At 55.7% G+C, this 17,339-nt stretch carries 11 protein-coding genes and 1 tRNA gene; 6 read left to right on the top strand and 6 right to left on the bottom strand.

Annotated features, from left to right (window positions below; translation table 11 throughout):
• The 4 genes from WW58_RS05115 to WW58_RS05100 form a co-directional block, all read right to left on the bottom strand.
• Nucleotides 1-713, bottom strand: a 713-nt coding sequence (locus tag WW58_RS05115) for a vWA domain-containing protein (protein WP_288143409.1), incomplete at its 3' end; no start/stop codon positions are given.
• 11 nt (nucleotides 714-724) lie between these two features.
• Nucleotides 725-1,669 carry a protein kinase domain-containing protein gene (locus WW58_RS13025; protein ID WP_215833422.1) on the bottom strand — a complete coding sequence of 315 codons (945 nt, stop codon included), beginning with the start codon at nucleotides 1,667-1,669 and terminating at the stop codon, nucleotides 725-727.
• Between the two features lie 528 nt (nucleotides 1,670-2,197).
• Nucleotides 2,198-2,282 (bottom strand) — tRNA-Leu (locus WW58_RS05105).
• Nucleotides 2,283-2,563: 281 nt separating this feature from the next.
• Nucleotides 2,564-2,944 (bottom strand): hypothetical protein, encoded by a 381-nt coding sequence (locus WW58_RS05100; RefSeq protein WP_012420590.1) that lies wholly within the window; start codon nucleotides 2,942-2,944, stop codon nucleotides 2,564-2,566.
• An 86-nt stretch (nucleotides 2,945-3,030) separates the two neighbouring features.
• Between WW58_RS05100 and WW58_RS05095 the strand changes: the two genes are divergently transcribed.
• The 6 genes from WW58_RS05095 to WW58_RS05070 all read left to right on the top strand — a co-directional run bounded on the left by WW58_RS05095 (nucleotide 3,031) and on the right by WW58_RS05070 (nucleotide 10,970).
• Nucleotides 3,031-5,178, top strand: coding sequence for an excinuclease ABC subunit UvrB (locus WW58_RS05095; RefSeq protein WP_022198714.1), 2,148 nt, complete (start codon nucleotides 3,031-3,033; stop codon nucleotides 5,176-5,178).
• A gap of 517 nt (nucleotides 5,179-5,695) precedes the next feature.
• The gene (gene rpmI / locus WW58_RS05090; protein ID WP_012420592.1) at nucleotides 5,696-5,905 is read left to right on the top strand and encodes a 50S ribosomal protein L35; all 210 of its coding nucleotides are present in this window, start codon (nucleotides 5,696-5,698) and stop codon (nucleotides 5,903-5,905) included.
• Nucleotides 5,906-6,054: 149 nt separating this feature from the next.
• Nucleotides 6,055-6,438 (top strand): 50S ribosomal protein L20, encoded by a 384-nt coding sequence (gene rplT, locus WW58_RS05085; RefSeq protein WP_022198715.1) that lies wholly within the window; start codon nucleotides 6,055-6,057, stop codon nucleotides 6,436-6,438.
• Between the two features lie 618 nt (nucleotides 6,439-7,056).
• Complete coding sequence (gene rseP / locus WW58_RS05080; RefSeq protein WP_046435797.1) at nucleotides 7,057-8,502, top strand: RIP metalloprotease RseP; 1,446 nt, start codon at nucleotides 7,057-7,059, stop codon at nucleotides 8,500-8,502.
• Nucleotides 8,503-8,534: 32 nt separating this feature from the next.
• A complete protein-coding gene (locus tag WW58_RS05075) occupies nucleotides 8,535-9,920 on the top strand; it encodes a DUF6056 family protein (protein WP_046435795.1) in 1,386 nt (461 codons plus the stop codon).
• Between the two features lie 261 nt (nucleotides 9,921-10,181).
• Complete coding sequence (locus WW58_RS05070; RefSeq protein ID WP_046435793.1) at nucleotides 10,182-10,970, top strand: PEP-CTERM sorting domain-containing protein; 789 nt, start codon at nucleotides 10,182-10,184, stop codon at nucleotides 10,968-10,970.
• Nucleotides 10,971-11,182: 212 nt separating this feature from the next.
• Here the strand turns inward: WW58_RS05070 and WW58_RS05065 are convergent, their stop codons facing one another.
• Nucleotides 11,183-14,347, bottom strand: a complete 3,165-nt coding sequence (locus tag WW58_RS05065; protein WP_046435791.1) for a UvrD-helicase domain-containing protein — start codon at nucleotides 14,345-14,347, stop codon at nucleotides 11,183-11,185.
• Between the two features lies 1 nt (nucleotide 14,348).
• Nucleotides 14,349-17,222 (bottom strand): PD-(D/E)XK nuclease family protein, encoded by a 2,874-nt coding sequence (locus WW58_RS05060; protein ID WP_046435789.1) that lies wholly within the window; start codon nucleotides 17,220-17,222, stop codon nucleotides 14,349-14,351.
• Nucleotides 17,223-17,339 lie beyond the last annotated feature (117 nt).

Genomic DNA, 17,339 nt, shown 5'->3' with positions numbered 1-17,339 from the left:
CTCCGGCTCAGCCATGCGAACAGTTCCGGGAACTTCTGATCATTGACCCGCATGGGAGGACGCCCCGGGCTGATGCTGCAAAGCTCCGACAGATCGGCACGGCCGATACCGAAGACGAACACACTGAGCTTGCGGGCAGCCATCAGTTCCTTCAATCGTCCCTCCAGCTCCCGGTGCCGGGCGCTGGTCGGAACCCCGTCCGTCATCACGACGAGCCAGGGTTGGTAGTATTCCACCCCGTGTGCCCGATAGGTACGTTTACGACTGTCAAGTTCAGACAAAGCCAGTTCGACGGCTTCGCCAAGGAACGTTTCATTCTCCTGTGACGTGGAGATCTTCAGGCCTGTGTCAGATTCCCGGATCGGACCGAACTCCTTCACCGTCGCCACCGTCCGGGCGAATGTGATCACCGCTACGTCGGCGGCCAGCTTGGCCAGAGGATCGGCAAGAATGTCGCTGACGAACCGCTGAAGACCAGTATTGAGCTCATCCATCCGGGTGACCATGTTATCTCCCGTGACGATATTCCAGTTGATCCCGTCAGCGTATTCCTGACGGACGATGTGTTGGTTGTCGCCCCGGATAATACCGTTCATACTGCTGCTGGTATCCAGCAGGAAGAGAACGGGAAGCCGGGCGTTGGTGTTGTTGCTGAACTCGCGCATGGCGGCGAGTTGTTCCTGTCTGGTTGGGTGTGTTGATGATGTAGACATTATGGTTTTTGTTAATGGTTGATGGTAGGATTCCGGGATGACTGATTCAATGCGCTACGACGCCTGATGCAGAGCCTGCACAGGGGACGGGCATGAGATTGCCGTAAACGCCGTGCGACATCGTCAGGAGCCTCCCGGAAGCGAATACCGCAGTCTGAGCAGATGTTGGGTGTCATCTTCTCCAGCAAACTGGGGGGTGGGCAGGAACTGTCGTGCAGAAGATCCCGATACATGGGATGATTCCTCCTACCACCCGGTTCCATATCCCTGAGGTATTGCTGCAAACAACGCGCCAGATACCCCGGCATGACGCGTGGACGCAAATCGCGACGCTGGACACAGGTAAGATTGTGACCGAGATCATCGCGGAGCTTGCGTGGGAGATACGACCAGACATAGCGTCCGGGGGTATCGGGCGGGTAGATTCCCGCAGGTGGCTTGTACGAAGCAAACGCATACGGCGGTTCTCCCTTTCTGGCGGATTCCCGCATGTCTCCTTCTTCCCCTTGTCGGGAGAACGGAGACAGACCGAGCGTCAGCGTCATGAAGAGCAGGACGGACAGGGCGTAGGCATCGTGACTGCAGGTGCGGAGGAAACCTCCGTAATTGCCGTGGAGCTCCGGAGCCCGGAACCGTTCCGTGCCGACAGTACAGGGATAGTCTTCGATCTGCATACTGTCGACATCTACCCAGCAGACGGAGTCATTGTCTGACACTATCACATTGCCTGGATGTAGATCACCCAGGATAACGCCATGACGGTGCAGCGTGTGGACTGATTCAGCCAAATGCAGGCACAGTTTGATGAGGTCGTATCGAGTCCATAATGGAAACTGTTTCTTCAGCAGTTCCGCATGAGAAGTAAATGCCCCGAGAGGAACACCGTCCACCCGGGGAATCAGTACGCCGACAAAGCGTCGTAGTTCGTCGTACAGCATAGCACGAGGCCACGCCACGCACGGAGAACGAATAGGCCGGGAACATATCAACCGAAGCTTCTGCTCTCGCCAACGCATCCGTTGCGCTGGATGATAGAGCTTGGCAACGAGAGTTGTTTCTGATGGCAGATGAACGGTAAAGACCGATCCTTCGCCGCCTTCCGCAATAGGGGTATGCAGAACGATTCGTTTCCCCTGGCCTGAGAATAAAACATCTCCAGTCGAATACTTCCCGCCATTGCCGCAGAACGTTTTATCCAGTTGCCTCACCTGACGGTGGAGTGTATAGATAGACATAAATTAACGCAATATATTGGCATTGCATCGATTATATATAACTCACAAGATTTCCGTTTTACAAAGCGGCCAAATGTGCCGTTCATTGTGTGAATCGTATGACAGAAATAGCTTATGAAATAAGGCTATAAACAGCCTGAAAGTGTACACACTTTGTACACAGATTGGGGGCGTTTTATGAAATTTGCATCTATTGCAACACTCAAAAGAAACCCTCTTCAAACTATTCGTTTAAAGAGGATTATGAAATGGTGCGCCTGGCAGGACTCGAACCTGTACGCCTTTCGGCACCAGATCCTAAGTCTGGCGCGTCTACCAATTTCGCCACAGGCGCAACGAATGGGCGGACGCACTCTGCCATACCAGGCTCTGGCGTTCAAGATTAAACAGGAGTTTTTACCTTTGACGCGCTTATGGGAAGCACCTGTGGTGAGAACCCATAGGAAAGTTAGCTGTCCTGTTGGGTGTCTGCTTTCTGGCGGCATTTTCCATTCATGGGCGGATGTCTGGTTCCCCAAAGGCACATTTACTCCGGATTAGAAGGGGGGCATTGAATACGTCTTGGTTTGTCTGCCGGTAAAGAATGGAATATCCCAGATATTTTCCCGGGCAGGCTTATCCCATGATTTGTGCCGGAAAAGGAAATAGTTTCACGAACAGAAAGTCCAGCATCCCCAGGCACAGGGCGATGCAGACGGCTTTTTTAGGGGACAGGAGAGGCGTTGTTTTCAGCCAGGCGACGATGCCGGCATGAACCGCCAGAGAGATGCCCACAGACCACCAGAAGAACGGAATGCCCGTCATGGCGAAGAGGGCCGCCAGCGGGTAGGTAAATGCCAGAAAGAGTTTCATGACAGCTTCCCATTCATGCCCGCGTACCATCATCAGCTGCTTGGACAAAAGAGAGACATACAGGCAGGAAGGGACTACAACGCACAGGATGAGGGAAACAACCCCTTTTTTTGCATACCGTTCTTCCTGTGTGGGAATGTACATGCCGCATATACTGGGTCAGGAGGGGAAAATTGTCAAACATTGTCCTAGCCCGGCGGGGCGGGAGCAATATACTGACGGCATTGCGTATGTCGTCTTTTGAGTTGAATTCCTCCTTCAAGCCTTCCGGAGACCAGGAGCAGGCCATCGGCAAGCTGCTCAAGTCTCTGGAGGCGGGTAACAAGCACCAGGGGCTCCTGGGAGTGACCGGGAGCGGCAAGACATTCACCATGGCGAATTTGATTGCCCGGATGAACAGGCCCACGCTGGTGATTTCCCACAACAAGACGCTTGCCGCACAGCTTCATTCGGAGCTGAAGAGTTTTTTCCCGAATAACGCGGTGGATTACTACGTTTCCTATTTCGATTATTACCAACCGGAGGCGTATATCGCCAGTTCCGACACCTACATTGAAAAGGATTCCGCCATTAATGACGAGTTGGACCGCCTGAGCCTGAATGCCATGAATTCCCTGATGACACGGAGGGATGTGATTGTGGTGGCATCCGTTTCCTGCATTTACGGCCTGTCCACTCCGGAGGATTACAGGAACCTGACGCTGCGCATGCGCGAGGGGGATGTCATGGACCGGGACGTGTTTTTGAAGCAACTGGTGGAACGCCTGTTCGAGCGGCAGGATTTTGATTTTACCCGCGGCACGTTCCGCGTGCGCGGTGAGGTGGTGGAGGTGTTTCCCGCTTATTCGGAAGGTGAAGCAATCCGCGTAGAGTTTTTCGGCGACGAGGTGGAACGGGTTTCTTTGATTGACTCCGCCACCGGGCGTGTGAGGGAACGGCTTGGGAGCTACACTTTTTTCCCGGCCAAGCAGTATGTGGCCGCTCCGGAGAAAAGGGCGGCGGCGTTAAAGGCTATCCGGGAAGAGCTGGAGGACCGCGTAGGCTGGTTTGAGAAGCATGGGCGCCTGCTGGAAGCGCAGCGGCTTAAATTGCGCACGGATTATGATTTGGAACTGATTGAAGAGCTGGGTTTCTGCAAGGGGATTGAAAATTATTCCCGCCATTTGTCCGGCCGCCTGCCCGGAAGCGCCCCATCCACCCTGCTGGATTTCTTTCCCAAGGATTCATTGACCCTGATTGATGAAAGTCATGTGGCGGTGCCGCAGCTGGGAGGCATGTACGAGGGGGACCGAAGCCGCAAAAATATTCTGGTGGAGCATGGGTTCCGCCTGCCCAGCGCTCTGGATAACAGGCCTTTGAAATTCCATGAGTTTATGGAAAGGCAGAACCAGATTGTGTATGCTTCCGCTACTCCGGGGCCATTTGAACTGGTAAATTGCCGTGCGGATAATAAGACGTATATTCCCGTGCGCCGTGCCGCCAGATCCGGAGAAAAGGCTCCGGAAGGGTTCAAAGGAATTTTGTTTACCTCTCCCAAGGACATTCGCGTTGCTCCCAGCCCATCCACGGAACCGGTAGAAAAATTTGACCCAACCAGGCGTTCTACACCCCTGATTGTAGAGCAGATTATCCGGCCTACCGGGCTGCTGGAGCCGAAGATTACCATCCGTCCATTGAAAGGGCAGATTGACGAGACGATCGCCATGTGCAATGAACGCGTTGCCAAAAATGAACGCGTGCTGGTCACGACGCTGACCAAGAAGACGGCGGAAGATTTGACGGAGTACCTGAAAGGGGTAGGATTGAAGGTGTCCTATATTCACGCGGATGTGGATGCGATTGAGCGTGTGGAGATTTTACGTGCTTTGAGAGCCAGGAAGATAGACGTTCTGGTAGGCATTAACCTGCTTAGGGAAGGTTTGGATTTGCCGGAGGTTTCCCTGGTGTGCATTCTGGATGCGGACAAGGAGGGGTTTTTGCGCAATGAGACATCCCTGGTGCAGACGGCGGGCCGCGCCGCGCGGCATTTGAATGGAGAGTGCGTCTTGTTTGCGGATGTGATGACGGATTCCATCAAACGGCTGGTTGAGCTGACGGATTACCGCCGGGGTATTCAGGAAAAATACAACAGGGAACACGGTATTGTCCCCCAGACGGTGAGCCGTTCCGAACAGGGGCAGTTGAAGTTGTACGCAGAGGATGATGAAGAGTCCTTCCGCGTAGCGGAGGATGAAGCCGGGTATGGTTTGGAAGAGCGCATTGCCAGGCTGGAGGCGGAAATGAAGGAGGCTGCTTCCCATTTGGAATTTGAACGCGCCGCCTTGATTCGGGATGAAATCAGGCAGATGCGTGGAGAATATGGAAAAGGCAGGGGATAATATCCGGCGTGATGAATTGGGGATGAGCTTTCTGGTAGGATGGCATGCTGTTTTTTCGTGATATTTGTCCATCTTATTCTTGGCCGTCATTTGACGGTGATTTGGATATTGGGTTTAACAGTTAATTGCTTAAAGAATTCTGCTGATGTGACGTCAGTGTTCCGGACCGGAGTCCGCTGTCAACGTGAAATATTCTAAGAAGGCCTTACACCGATGGGGAAGTATATGAAGGGCTCTTTGTTCCAGTCTTTTCTTATATATAAGAATTTCTCATGATAAGCACTTGCCGAAGTGGCAAAGGGTATGGCGGATGACAGAGGATTCCCAGGCTGGCAGCAGTAGCTGTCTGATTATCCTTTGCCGGTTATGTTCCCCATTTTATTTCTTGATGCAGCCGGCTGCGTCAAAGGCGCCGGGCAATGTATGGTCAGGAAGGGCCCATTTGCCATCGTCTGAAGAAAAGATTTGCATAAAAAATACTTGCGTATTTGGAAAAAGCCTGTAATCTCCTTCCACCATGACCCGCAAAGGTGGTATCAATAAAACCCGCAAGGCAGTCGCCAAGCGTTTCAAGGTAACCGGCACGGGCAAGGTACTGCGCCGTAAACAGGGCAAGCGCCACATCCTCCAGAAGAAGTCCAGCAAGCGCAAGCGCCAGCTTGGCAAGGTGGCTCTGGTGGACGAGACGCAAGTCTGGGCAGTCAAGCAGAACCTGCCTTTCGCCTAAACCGCGGAAACGCTCGACTAATGCCGAGCTTTCCCCCCGCTGAACGGGGGGCCTTCATGCAGCCTTCTTCCGATGAGAAGATAAGAACAGGCGAGACTGCAGGGAGGTGAGGAAGAACAGTCTGTTCAAGATAGAAATAGAAATAAGCTATGCCACGTGCCACTAATGGACCGGCCTCTCGCAAGCGTCGTAAGCGCATTCTCTTGCGTGCCAAGGGTTTCCGCGGTTTCCGCAGCAAACTCTTCCGCTACGCCAAGGATGCTGTTTACAAGGCTTGGCAGTATGAATACCGCGACCGTAAGCGTCGGAAGGGACAATTCCGCCGTCTTTGGATCGCCCGTATTTCCGCTGCCGTCCGCGACCGCGGTCTGACCTATTCCCGCTTTATGGAAGGCTTGAAAGCCGCCAATATCGATTTGGACCGCAAGGTTCTTGCCGATTTGGCCGTCTCTGACGAAAAGGCTTTTGACGCTATCTTCGCTCAAGCGAAGAAGGCCATTGAAGCCAAGGATGGCGCCGCTCTCCGCGCCTGAATGTGCGGGAGTTTCCATCTGTTCAGTAAACGTTAACCGACAGCCTCCGGAAATAATTTTCCGGAGGCTGTTTTCATGTCCGGATATGACAGTTCCGGCCGTTGGCATTTTCCTGTAAATGCCTTATGGAGCAGGTGTTCGCACGTTCATCATTTAGTGCGCCAGCCAGTTTCTCTTATTGCAGCGTCGATTTTCCCATGCCGGCTGGGAAAAATCCTGTTTCCGCCAGTGCGCATTTTTGTTAAGAACACAATGGCTCTTTAATCATTGCTTCCAATTCCGGAGGCATTTATTGCAAAGGCTGTTCAGGGATTCGGACAGAAAAGCGGGCTGCGGCGTTTGATGCCCCGCCGGTTTTTCTCCTGGTAAAAAAGGCGCTTTTATTCGTCCAGGTTCCGGGGCGGGATGATGCCGCCTCTCCCAGAGGCACCGCTCGAAAAAAGGGGACGCGGTCTTTTACTTGCGGCTTCAGAATTCCCGGAAGGTAAAGGCTGTTTTCTGGGCTGTCAGGCACCTTTTGAAATCCATTTGGAATATCAGCATCCACTTTGTCATTAGGACATCTTTGAAGCTTGTTCTCCGGAGAGGCCCGTGGTAAGTTAGACGGCAAAAACTACCATGGATAGCATTCTTTCCGTCCTTGCCACCATCGCCATTATTTTCGGCGTGGTGATGTTGTTTAACTTCATGATTTTTATTCATGAACTTGGTCATTTTTTCGCTGCCCGCTGGCGTGGTCTGTATGTGGACAGGTTTCAAATCTGGTTTGGCCGTCCCATCTGGAAAAAAACGGTTAACGGCGTGCAGTGGGGGCTGGGGTGGATTCCGGCCGGAGGTTTTGTATCCCTGCCGCAGATGGCTCCTATGGAGGCCATTGAAGGACGTGCGGAGCTTCCCAAGGATTTGAAGCCGGTTACTCCCTTGGACAAGATTATCGTGGCCGCCGCCGGGCCTGCCGCTTCTTTTCTGCTGGCTGTGTTGTTTGCCGTGGCTGTCTGGATGGTGGGCAAGCCGGATGTGGAGATGGGGGTGACTACGGTCGGTTTTGTTGCTCCGGACAGCCCTGCGGCTCAGGCCGGCATTCTTCCCGGCGACAAGATTGTGAAAGTGGACGGCCATCCTGTGGACAAGTGGGCGGGCAATATGGAAGGCGTGCGGGAATTGATCATGCTGGGCGAGCATGACCGGGTGGTTTTTACGGTGCAGAGACCTGGACATGAAGGAGAGATGGAAATTTCCTGCGGATTCCGGATTCCGGAAACGTCCTGGTGGCAGCGCTCCGGCATGCGTCAGGTGGGGTTGATGCAGGCCATGCCCTGCGTGATTGGGGAAGTGATCCCCAATTCTCCTGCCGCCCTGGCCGGATTGAACCCGGGCGATAAGATTACGGCCGCCAATGGAGAACGCCTCTGGAACCCTGCCGCACTGGATGTTCTGCTGAAGAAGAATGAACCGCTCTTGCTGGATGTGACGGACGGGGCCGGAGTTGCAAGGCAGGTGAATATCCAGGGGAAACTTCCGGAGAATTGGCACAATGGTGCGGACGGTTCCCTGCTCAAAGGGGCCCAGCCTATTCTGGGCGTGAGCTGGGACCTGAGTTCCGTGGGCCGTGACGTCACCGTCCATCCTTCTCCGTGGGCGCAGATCAAGCAGAGTCTGAAATGGATGGGGGATACCCTGGCGAAGGTGGTAGCTCCCGGCAGCAGCGTGGGAGTGGAGCATCTTTCCGGACCTGTGGGCATTGCCAATCAGTTTTATAAGATGTTCTCTCTGGATGAAGGGTGGAAGCTGGCCCTGTGGTTTTCCGTGGTGTTGAACGTGAACCTGGCAGTTCTGAATATTCTGCCTCTTCCGGTGGTGGATGGCGGCCATGTGGTCATGAATGCCGTTGAATTGATTTTCCGGCGGCCCCTGAATACAAAAGTCCTGGAATTCGTCCAGTTCGGCTTTGTGTTCCTGCTGATGGGGTTCTTCCTGTTCGTGACATTCAAGGATGTGGGGGATTTCTTTGGCAAGAAGCCGGACAAGCTGCCCACCCCGGTATTCAAGGCCGTCGCGGATTAGTTGCGGACGGCGTTTTTATTCCGGCCTGTTCCATGAAGCAGTCACTGGCGGCGCGTTTCCTGTTCCGGGTGGTGGTGCTGGCGTTTCTTGTGTATGCCATGCTGCTTACCTGGTGGACTCCTTTCACCGGGGACAGCTTGATGCATTCCGTGTTCGGGGCGGACCACCGCCTTGCCTTTCAGCCCGTGCTGGAGCGGTGCTGGTGGTCATACATGCACTGGAATCCCCGGCTGGGGGAATTCCTCGCTATTTTTACGGCTACGGCGGGAAAATGGCTTTTTCTGGCCGTCAATCCCTTCGTGCTTCTTTCCCTGGCGTTGATGATGTTTTTCCTGGCGCAGGGAAGAAGGGTCAATTCCGGAAACTGGCGGGATGTGCTGCTGTTTGCCGCAGGGGCGCTTCTTTTGCTTACGTCTTCATCCAGGCCGGGCATCACGATGTTCTGGCTGTCCGGAGGGACCAATTACGCATGGTCGGCCGCCATCTGGCTGGGTTTCCTGTGCCTGTACCGCTCCTTATGGGCAGGAACTTCCCGGATTCGGGACACTCCTTTTTCCTGGTTCTGGATAGGCGTCACGGCGTTTGCCGCCGGCATGACGAATGAGAACCAGATTCCCGCTTCCCTGGGCATGCTGTTCGTGTACTGGTTTTACGCTCGCAGCCGGGGAATGGTTCTCCCCCGCTGGTTCTTCATTGGCTGGGGATTCCATGCGTTGGGAGGGGCCTTTCTTCTGCTGGCTCCGGGCAATGCCGCCCGCCTTCATTCGGAAACGGCGGGCGGCGCTGCCGTCCTTCATTCCTGGGGAGAGCGTTTCGGCGCTATTCCAGAACTGGTAAACGCCTTTTATGAATTCATGCCGATTCCTAAAATGTTGCTGGCCGTTGCCACCGCCGCTCTGATCCTGCTGACTGTGAAAGCGGGGATGAAAATCTGGCGGGGGGAGGCCGGGCGGCGCATGTGCGCCTCCCTGCTGTTTATTCTGGTGGCTCATGCCATGGCAATCAGCTTTTTTGTACGTGTGATTCCGGCATGGCACGCCATGTTTTCCGCTACGGTGTTGATGATGACGGGCATTCTGGGGTTGTACGGAGTATGGATGGAGGCTGTGCAAAGGCGCTGGATTCCATTCTGCGTGCTGCTGGCGGCGGCTGGCGCGGCCCTGTGGATATGCTCCGGATATCTGAAGGCTTTTCCCCGTATCCACCGCCAGTGCGAGGAACGGAACATGTTCATCCGCCGTGAATTGGAACAAGGCAAGAAAAACATTACGGTTCCTCCTTATGATTCCGTGCCGTTGGCTCCTTATGTTTCCGTGATGTGGCGCATGAGCAGCGGGGATCCGGATGAATTTATCAATCGTTCCATGGCCCGGTATTTGGGGATTGAAAGCATCCGGGTGGCTGTTCCTGAACCTTGACGGCTTATTTTTTGCCGTTTTACTGATCCGTTTCCGGGCGGCCTTTTTTATTTAGATACCGGCTAATGTCCGCGGATCAACAATCCGGTGAGTGCCGGGTTGTCTCAATAAAAATCCATTTTATTCTCATTAAACATGTTATATATTTCTATCATCTTGATGGAAGATGACTGATGCCATAAAAAATAAATGTAGTATATGATTAAGTTTTCATGATTTCCATTGACACCGGATTGTTGAACCGGTTTACTCTCTTTTGTCATGAAGAAATCCTTATTTTCTTTAGCTTTGATCGCGAGTTCCCTGCTTGCAGTACAGGCGGCGACGGTACAGATTGATTTCGGACGCAGTGACGCCACGACGGAAGGCGCTCTCAATATGAATTATGATAACGCCTCCGCCTCTTTGGGCAGCATGCCGGGAAGCGTTTCTTTGGCGTGGAGCACGGCCGGAGGATATGTATCGGAAAACGGTTATACCACCACCAAGACGGCTGAGGAAGAAGCAGATTGGAAAAATCCTTTCAACGGCAGCATGCCTTTCAGTCTGGGGGACACCTTTCGTGACGGTCTTTTAACGCAAACGGCCGATGGTTCCGGTTATTTCACCGTAACGTTCAGTGGTCTTGCCGCCGGGGAATATGCCTTGTCCATCTTTGGAGGTTTCACAGGCAAGGACGTGTTTGCCGGTCAGACTTGGACGATCGGAAACGCCGATGCTTCCAATGCCGTGTGGACAAGCTTCGGTACAGATGCCAGCGGGAACTGGGCCGAAATTTCTTCCGTGACGGGAGATAATTCCGGCGTTCTGACTCCGGGAAATGCTGGAACTTCCAGCGCTACCGCCAATAAAGGGCTTTATTCCTCGGTGGAGAACATTGTCGTGGGGGAAGACGGAACGCTTACCCTTACGATTCAGGGGAATGGTTCCAGCTCTTACGGCCGGACGGCCCTCAATTATCTTGCCCTGACGCAGGTTCCGGAACCCGCTACGGCAGCATTGAGCCTGCTGGGCGCTGCTGCTCTGTTCCTGCGCCGCCGCAGGGCCTGATCCGGAAAGCAACAAAGCCTTGTTATCAACGCCGCTCCTAATTCACACGGAGCGGTTTTTTTATTTGGCGTTTTTCCTCTTCCTGTCTGTGCGGCAGGGCATTTCTATTCCAGCCTGTTTTCCGGGTTCCCCTTTCCCATACTGGAAATGAGCAGGAATAGGAGTGAAGCGCGGGAAAATACAGGGAAACGGATTTGTCCGGAAAGAAAGGCTTATTGGATGGGAACGGTTTCCTTTAAGCAAGTGGAAACAATGATGCGCGTTATGCGTTCCAGCGGTATTCCGGTGATTCTGGACACAATGCGGGCATAAGCATTCAATTGGTTTGAGTGGCGCTCGCGCAGTTGTTCCGGGGATTCGGCATGATCCGTCTTGAAGTCCACGATGACGGCGGCTCCGTCATCAAGAATCAGCCTGTCAATGATGCCGGAAATCCAGTTGTTCCCGTCAATGGCTTCAATACGCTGTTCCTTCATGATGCGCGCCGTTTCCGGAGACGTGAAAAGTCCGCGGATGGATGGGATTTCCATACACTCCGCTACGATGCGTTCCGCCTCCGTAGCAGGGTGGAGAGCCCACTCCGGCTTGTTTTCATCATCCCAGCGGGTAATCCGTTCAAACACGGCATGGACGGCGGAACCAAGCGCGGCGGCCTTCCCTGCGCCCGCGTGTTTTTCTCCCCGGAGCGGGGAGGCTTCCTCCGACAGGCCGGAGGGGGATATCCGTTCTCTGGCCAACGGTTTTTGCGTCGGCCATTCCAGCGCGCTTTCCTCCGCGCGTTTGTGTATGATTTCCGGGAATTCCGCGTACCACCCTTCAAGACCGCGGGAGTACAGGCATGACGCTCCGGATTCCGGAAGTATGTCTTCCGTTCCCCGGTTGAGGGACCGGATAGAGGAACGGACCACTTTCCACATGGAATCTGCCGTCTCTTCTCCCTTGTCTTCCCGGTACGGGAGGATAACGTAGGTAGCCCGCTTGGCCCGGGTAAGCGCCACATACAGCTTGCAGAATCCGTCAAATTGCTGTCGGGCGCGCCATTCCCGGTAAAGTTCCCGGAATTGCGGAATTTCTTGATAGATTTCTTTGGGCGGTTTGATGACGATTCCTTCTATTCCACCATCCCTGTTTTTTTTGACGAAGTGAGTCAAATGCGTGGCGTTTGCGAAAGGAGTATCCCTGCCGATCTGGGGCAGGATGACGATGTCAAATCCCAGCCCTTTGGATTTGTGGATGGTCATGATGCGGACAATTCCCGCGGCGGGATCTTCCCGCCGGGTCAGGTCCTCCATGCGCCTGATCCATTCATCCAGGGAAACGCTCTGTTCGTCCACCTGTTCCGCCTCATTCTGCCAGACGGCCAGTCGGTCGCGGTGGAAGTCCGTCAGTTCCGTTCCTCCCCGGAGCAGACGCCGTTCCAGTTCCTCCATGACGGCGGCGTAACCGTCCCGTTCCAGCAGGAAGCGCCATTCTTTCCACTCCATGCTTTCCGGGCATCCCGGCGTGATGAGAGGCCGGAGAGGGGAGTGGGTGAGCAGGCCGACGACAAAGGGATCTCCCGGCATCAGCAGCCAGCGGAAGAAGTACAGCAGGTTTTTCCCCAGCGGAGAGTCCACGCCTACCGGAACGTCGTCACACACTTCTGCGGGGATGCCGTGATCCGTCAGCCATCCCTTGATGACAAGAGCCTGGTTCTTCGTACTGACCAGTATCGCTGTTTCCAGGCCGCGACGCAGGGCTCCTGTACGCTCCAGAATATCAGCCGCCGCCTGGCATACCAGGTCATTGGCAGAGACGTTTTCCGTCTTGGGCGCCTGCCAGATTTGGGAGGCGCCGGGGCGGCCTTCCAGATGGGGGGCGCACCGGTGCTCCGGATATTCCCCCCATTGTTCCAGGGCGGCGGGTTCGCACCCGGGCGCTGTCCGGGCATAGTCGCAAATATCGTTGACCAGATCCAGCACAGGCTGGACGGAGCGGTAGGAAGTGGACATGCCGCGTTGTTCCAGTTGAAGCTGTGAAGAAACGGAGCGGAACAGCTCCGGGTCTCCGCCGCGCCACTGGTACACGCTCTGCTTGATGTCCCCCACCACGAAAATGCTGCCTTCATTTCCGGCCTTGGATTCCGCCAGATCATCCAGGAAAGGCTTGATGACGCGCCATTGGGGCTGGGACGTATCCTGGAATTCATCCAGCATCCAATGGTCGTAACGGCAGTACATGCGGTATTGCAGATCCCGTTTAAGTTCCGGCGTAATGGTGCCCCCTCCCAGCATGCGCGTAACGTCGTGGAACAGGAACCTCCCCCTGTTGCGGACCAGGGAGGAGTATTTGCCCTCAAACAGGAGCATCAGTCCGTGCGTGGCGCGTGTGCGGCGCAGCGTGTGCAGGGCTTCCATGCGCAGCCAGCTTTGGATGAGTTTTTCCAGAGCAGGCGTCCAGAAATCCCGGAATTTTTCCCGCGCCTCTTCCACGGTAATGGCCCAGGGGGAACCTCCCTCTGTGCGGAAGCGCACGCGGCCCAGCCTGGCGTATTGGGAAAATCCGTTCAGGAAGCGCAGGAACAGTTCTTTGTTTTTTACGCCGTTTTTCCCTTCCGGCGCAGGAGTTTGCTGAACCTGGAAAACCAGGGAATGCAGTACGGAGTCAAATTGTTCCAGGGGAACGGGAGGCGCTAGCTCCTCCAGTGTGAAGCCCAGTGTGACGGGGTTTCCCCACATCCCGGCATCCGGCACATCCAGAAAAAGTTCGTGATAGGTGCTCAGGCGGCGCATCATGGAATTCTCCGCGTCCGCGGCTTCCGCGTCAGAATCCGCCCCGGAAAGGAAGGCATCTTCAAAGTCCTTCCTTCGCTCCCTGTTTACGGAGCATTCCCGGTACAGGGAGAGCAGGGCTTCACGGCGCGCCAGTTTCTCCGCCGTGGGGTCAATCATGCTGAAGCCGCTGACTCCCAGTTCAAAGGCGCTGGCGGAGGCAATCTGGGCAAACAGGCTGTCAATGGTGCAGAGGTTGAGCCGCGCCAAATTCTGCACCAGAATGTGCAGTAAATGGAGGAAGCGTTCCCGATGCAGGTTTTCCTCCTTCCATGCCTCCGGAGCGCCGGGCCAGAGACCGGGTTCCCCGTCCGTTCCTTTGATAACCGCCCATAGCCGTTCTTTCAGCCGCGCCGCGCCTGCCTCATCCGTGGCCCCCGCGGCCAGGTCTGTCAGAATGCGGTCCTTGAATTCTCCCGCCGCTTTTCGGGTGAACGTAATGGCGATGAGGCGTTCGGGGTGGTTGCCGCCGTTCAGCGCCAGCAACCCCAGGAAACGCAGGGAGAGCTGGTAGGTTTTTCCCGTTCCGGCGGAAGCGGAGATCAGCATGTTGGTCAGGGGCGGCATCTTAGAAAGGCAGGTGGGGGGTGAGGCGGAGGCCCAAAAGATCCTGCAGGCTTTCCCTCCGGGAAGTCATCAGGTCCTTGAATACGTCATAAGAGGGCGGTGGCCAGCCCAGTTCCTCCGCGGTGATGAGCCCGCGGCCTTCATAAAGAAGCTTCATCAGTTCCACCGCCCAGGAACGGGCGCTGTCCAGCGCGCATTCCTCATATCCGGGCATGGTGTCGTGGAGGGTGTCCCAGGAGGAGATTCCGATATCCATGGGATTGGCGGGAAGGTTGTAATAGGCCGCTGAGGGAGCGCCGCCGTAGGTTTCCGAGGCCCACAGCACATAAACGGGAAGCTGCAGGTCTTTCCAGCGCGCGTGCGCCAGCTTCCCGTTTTTCCGTCGTTTGGTGTAGGGATGCAGGGCTGGGGAAAGCAGGGACAGGGCGTCCGGCCGTCCGAGCGGTTCTAGATGCTTTTTTTCACAGGAGGAGGCCGCTCCGGTTTTGTAGTCAATGACCCGTATGCGCCCGTCCGCATGGCGGTCAATACGGTCAATACGGAATTTCATGGGGAAGCCGCCCAGTGTCCAGTTCTCTACCTGACGCTCAAAGGCAATGCAGGACCATCCTTCCTGAAGGGCCTGCAAGTGCTGAACGGCGTAAACGGAAAGCCTCTGTTCCATGGAGCGTTTTTGCAGCAGCAGGGGCATGAGGGGGGAGGGGCCGTATTGTTTCCGGAAGGTTTGTTCCAGTATTTCCGTGATGGCGGCCTGAAGGGAAGCTGCGTTCATGCCGTCTTTCAGGACGGCGTGTTCCCGGCAGAAGCATTCCAGCACGTCGTGCAGCATGGTGCCCAGTTCATTGGCGGCCATATCTTCTTTGTCCGGCAGGAATTCTTCCTCATTCATGTGCAGAGCCTCCTGCGTCCAGAAACGCATGGGGCAGGACAGGAACCTTTTGAGGACGGAGGGGGAGAAGGGCTTCCCTCTTTCCTTCCACGGGTTTTTGTAGCCGGGCGCCATCGCGCCGATGTCCGCAGCGGTCTTCCAGCCTTCCTCGGGTTGGAGGTGCCAGTTTCCTCGCTGGTAGGGCAGGGGTGCGGGCGCATCGCTGATTTCCTGGAAAAGCAGTTCTACGCGGTGCGGCAGCTCCGCCTCCGGGCAGCGCATGAGCAGGGAGGATGGGGTCAGAGGATCATTCCTGCTGCTGGTCCGGGAGAGAAGGATGGTGAGGCTGCCTTCCCGTTCGCGGGAATGGAGCAGGGCGGTCAGCAGAAAACTGTCCCGGGCTTTCTTCCGGTTAAAGGAATCAATGCCCAGGGTTTCCCGTAGTTCCTCCGGCATGAACTGGTCGGAAACGCCTCCTTCCGGTACGGTCCCTTCGTTTAGTCCCGTGAGAATGAGGTTTTTTTCCGGGCGGAAGTGAACTTCCATCCAGCCCAGGGAATCCAGCGCCGCATGAGCTTTTCTCCTGTTTCTGACGCGCAGCGGCTGGAGGCATTTCATCAGGAGCAGGAGAGCCGTCTCCGGGCTGGAAAACGCGGTGGAGCGCTGTTGCAGACGCATGAGTCCGGAAAGGCAGGAATGGAACATTTCCATGGCTTCCGTCTCCGGGCCATAGATGGCTGCCAGGGCCGGGAACCATTCCATCAGCCGTTCCCCCAGCATTCCCGGTTCCGCCATCCGGTTCCGCCATTCCAGAATGGCCTGGATGGAAGGAAAGGCTTCGGGATAAGCCTCTTTCAGCCTGGAAAGCAGGTATTCTTCCGTTTCCGGAAGGTATTTCTGCTGGATTTTGTCCAGCGCGGCGCAGCAACTCTGCTGATTCCTTATCCCTAGGGAGGCGCAGAGCAGGGAGGAGCGCGCCAGGGAATAGACGGGGCGCGCCGTCCCTTTTTCCTCCAGCGCCCGCTGGAGATTGCGGAGCAGGTCCATGACGCCGCTTCCGGCAAAAGGCTTCCCTTCCGGATTGTGGAGGCCCCAACCGTATTGGCGCAGGGCTGCGTCCAGGGCGACGTTCATGTCAGGATCGCAAACGCCCAGGGCGATGTCCGGCGTTTCTCCTTCCGCTGTGCGGGCGATGATGCGGCACGTTTCTTCAGCCAGCCGTGCCGGATTGGCCGCAATTTTGATTTGGTCGTCGCGGATTTTGATGGGGCGCCGGGACCACTCTTCCGGCAGAGGGCATCCCCAGGAATCAAAGGAGGCGGCTTCTTCCTCCGGCGCGTGGATCCATATCTGGACGGGTACGCCATTGCTTTCCGCATGCCGGAGGGCATGGCGCAGAGGGGCCGGAACCTCCGCTGCGCAGGCCAGAATAATATTTCCACCTGTTTCCCTCAGGGAGTTCAGTAGCCGGGGCGGGGCTTCCGCCTTCATGGAGGTTCTGTTTTCAAGCTTCCAGCTTTCCAGTTGTTGCGTGCATTGTTCTTCCAGCCTTTCCATGTCCGTCCAGCGTTCGTCTCTGCCCGCACAGGCATGGTGGGCCATGATGCAGGAGACGCCCTGGTTCGCCATGGCGTGCCTCAGGTTTTGCAGGCTGCCGGCCATTTCCAGCATGCTGGAAAAATCCTCCGGCATGGGGCGGGGAAACAGGCGGGGATAAAGGCGATGGGGAGAGTCCCCCAGAGCCAGGAGCCACCCGGCCAGTTCTTCCGGAGCGGACGCCGTTTCTTCCTTTTCTTCCATCCGGGGAAACTGGTCTGCCGGAATGACCTGGGGAGCGAAGATTGCCTGTGTACGGGAAATGGAGGCGAGGAATTCCCTCAGCTGCCTCCCGGATTCCCGTGTGGGAACCAGCACCAGATGCCGGTGGAAGTCATTTCCCAGGGAAAGCAGGCGTTCCGCCACGGCCCGGCAGGCCGGTTTGTCCCAGGATAGAAAGAATCGGTTCATGGCAGGGAAGCAGGAATCCCCGGAAAGGGGAAAAGTTGAGGGCTACATGGGAATGCTATATCAGAATGGCTGAATTTCCCATCTATTTTTTCATGATTAACGGGGCGGCGCATAGCG

This window comes from Akkermansia sp. UNK.MGS-1, assembly GCF_000980515.1.
Classification (GTDB): Bacteria; Verrucomicrobiota; Verrucomicrobiia; order Verrucomicrobiales; family Akkermansiaceae; genus Akkermansia; species Akkermansia muciniphila.
The sequence above is the reverse complement of the archived record's forward strand: the minus strand, read 5'-3'. Positions and strand labels throughout refer to the sequence as shown.

What these genes read in the sequence shown, in the direction of transcription:
- WW58_RS05095 (WP_022198714.1), top strand. Translation starts at nt 3,031, where the DNA reads ATGTCGTCTTTTGAGTTGAATTCCTCCTTCAAGCCTTCCGGAGACCAG.
- rpmI (WP_012420592.1), top strand. Translation starts at nt 5,696, where the DNA reads ATGACCCGCAAAGGTGGTATCAATAAAACCCGCAAGGCAGTCGCCAAG.
- rplT (WP_022198715.1), top strand. Translation starts at nt 6,055, where the DNA reads ATGCCACGTGCCACTAATGGACCGGCCTCTCGCAAGCGTCGTAAGCGC.
- WW58_RS05065 (WP_046435791.1), bottom strand. Translation starts at nt 14,347, where the DNA reads ATGCCGCCCCTGACCAACATGCTGATCTCCGCTTCCGCCGGAACGGGA.
- WW58_RS05060 (WP_046435789.1), bottom strand. Translation starts at nt 17,222, where the DNA reads ATGAACCGATTCTTTCTATCCTGGGACAAACCGGCCTGCCGGGCCGTG.
- WW58_RS05100 (WP_012420590.1), bottom strand. Translation starts at nt 2,944, where the DNA reads ATGTACATTCCCACACAGGAAGAACGGTATGCAAAAAAAGGGGTTGTT.
- rseP (WP_046435797.1), top strand. Translation starts at nt 7,057, where the DNA reads ATGGATAGCATTCTTTCCGTCCTTGCCACCATCGCCATTATTTTCGGC.
- WW58_RS05070 (WP_046435793.1), top strand. Translation starts at nt 10,182, where the DNA reads ATGAAGAAATCCTTATTTTCTTTAGCTTTGATCGCGAGTTCCCTGCTT.
- WW58_RS05075 (WP_046435795.1), top strand. Translation starts at nt 8,535, where the DNA reads ATGAAGCAGTCACTGGCGGCGCGTTTCCTGTTCCGGGTGGTGGTGCTG.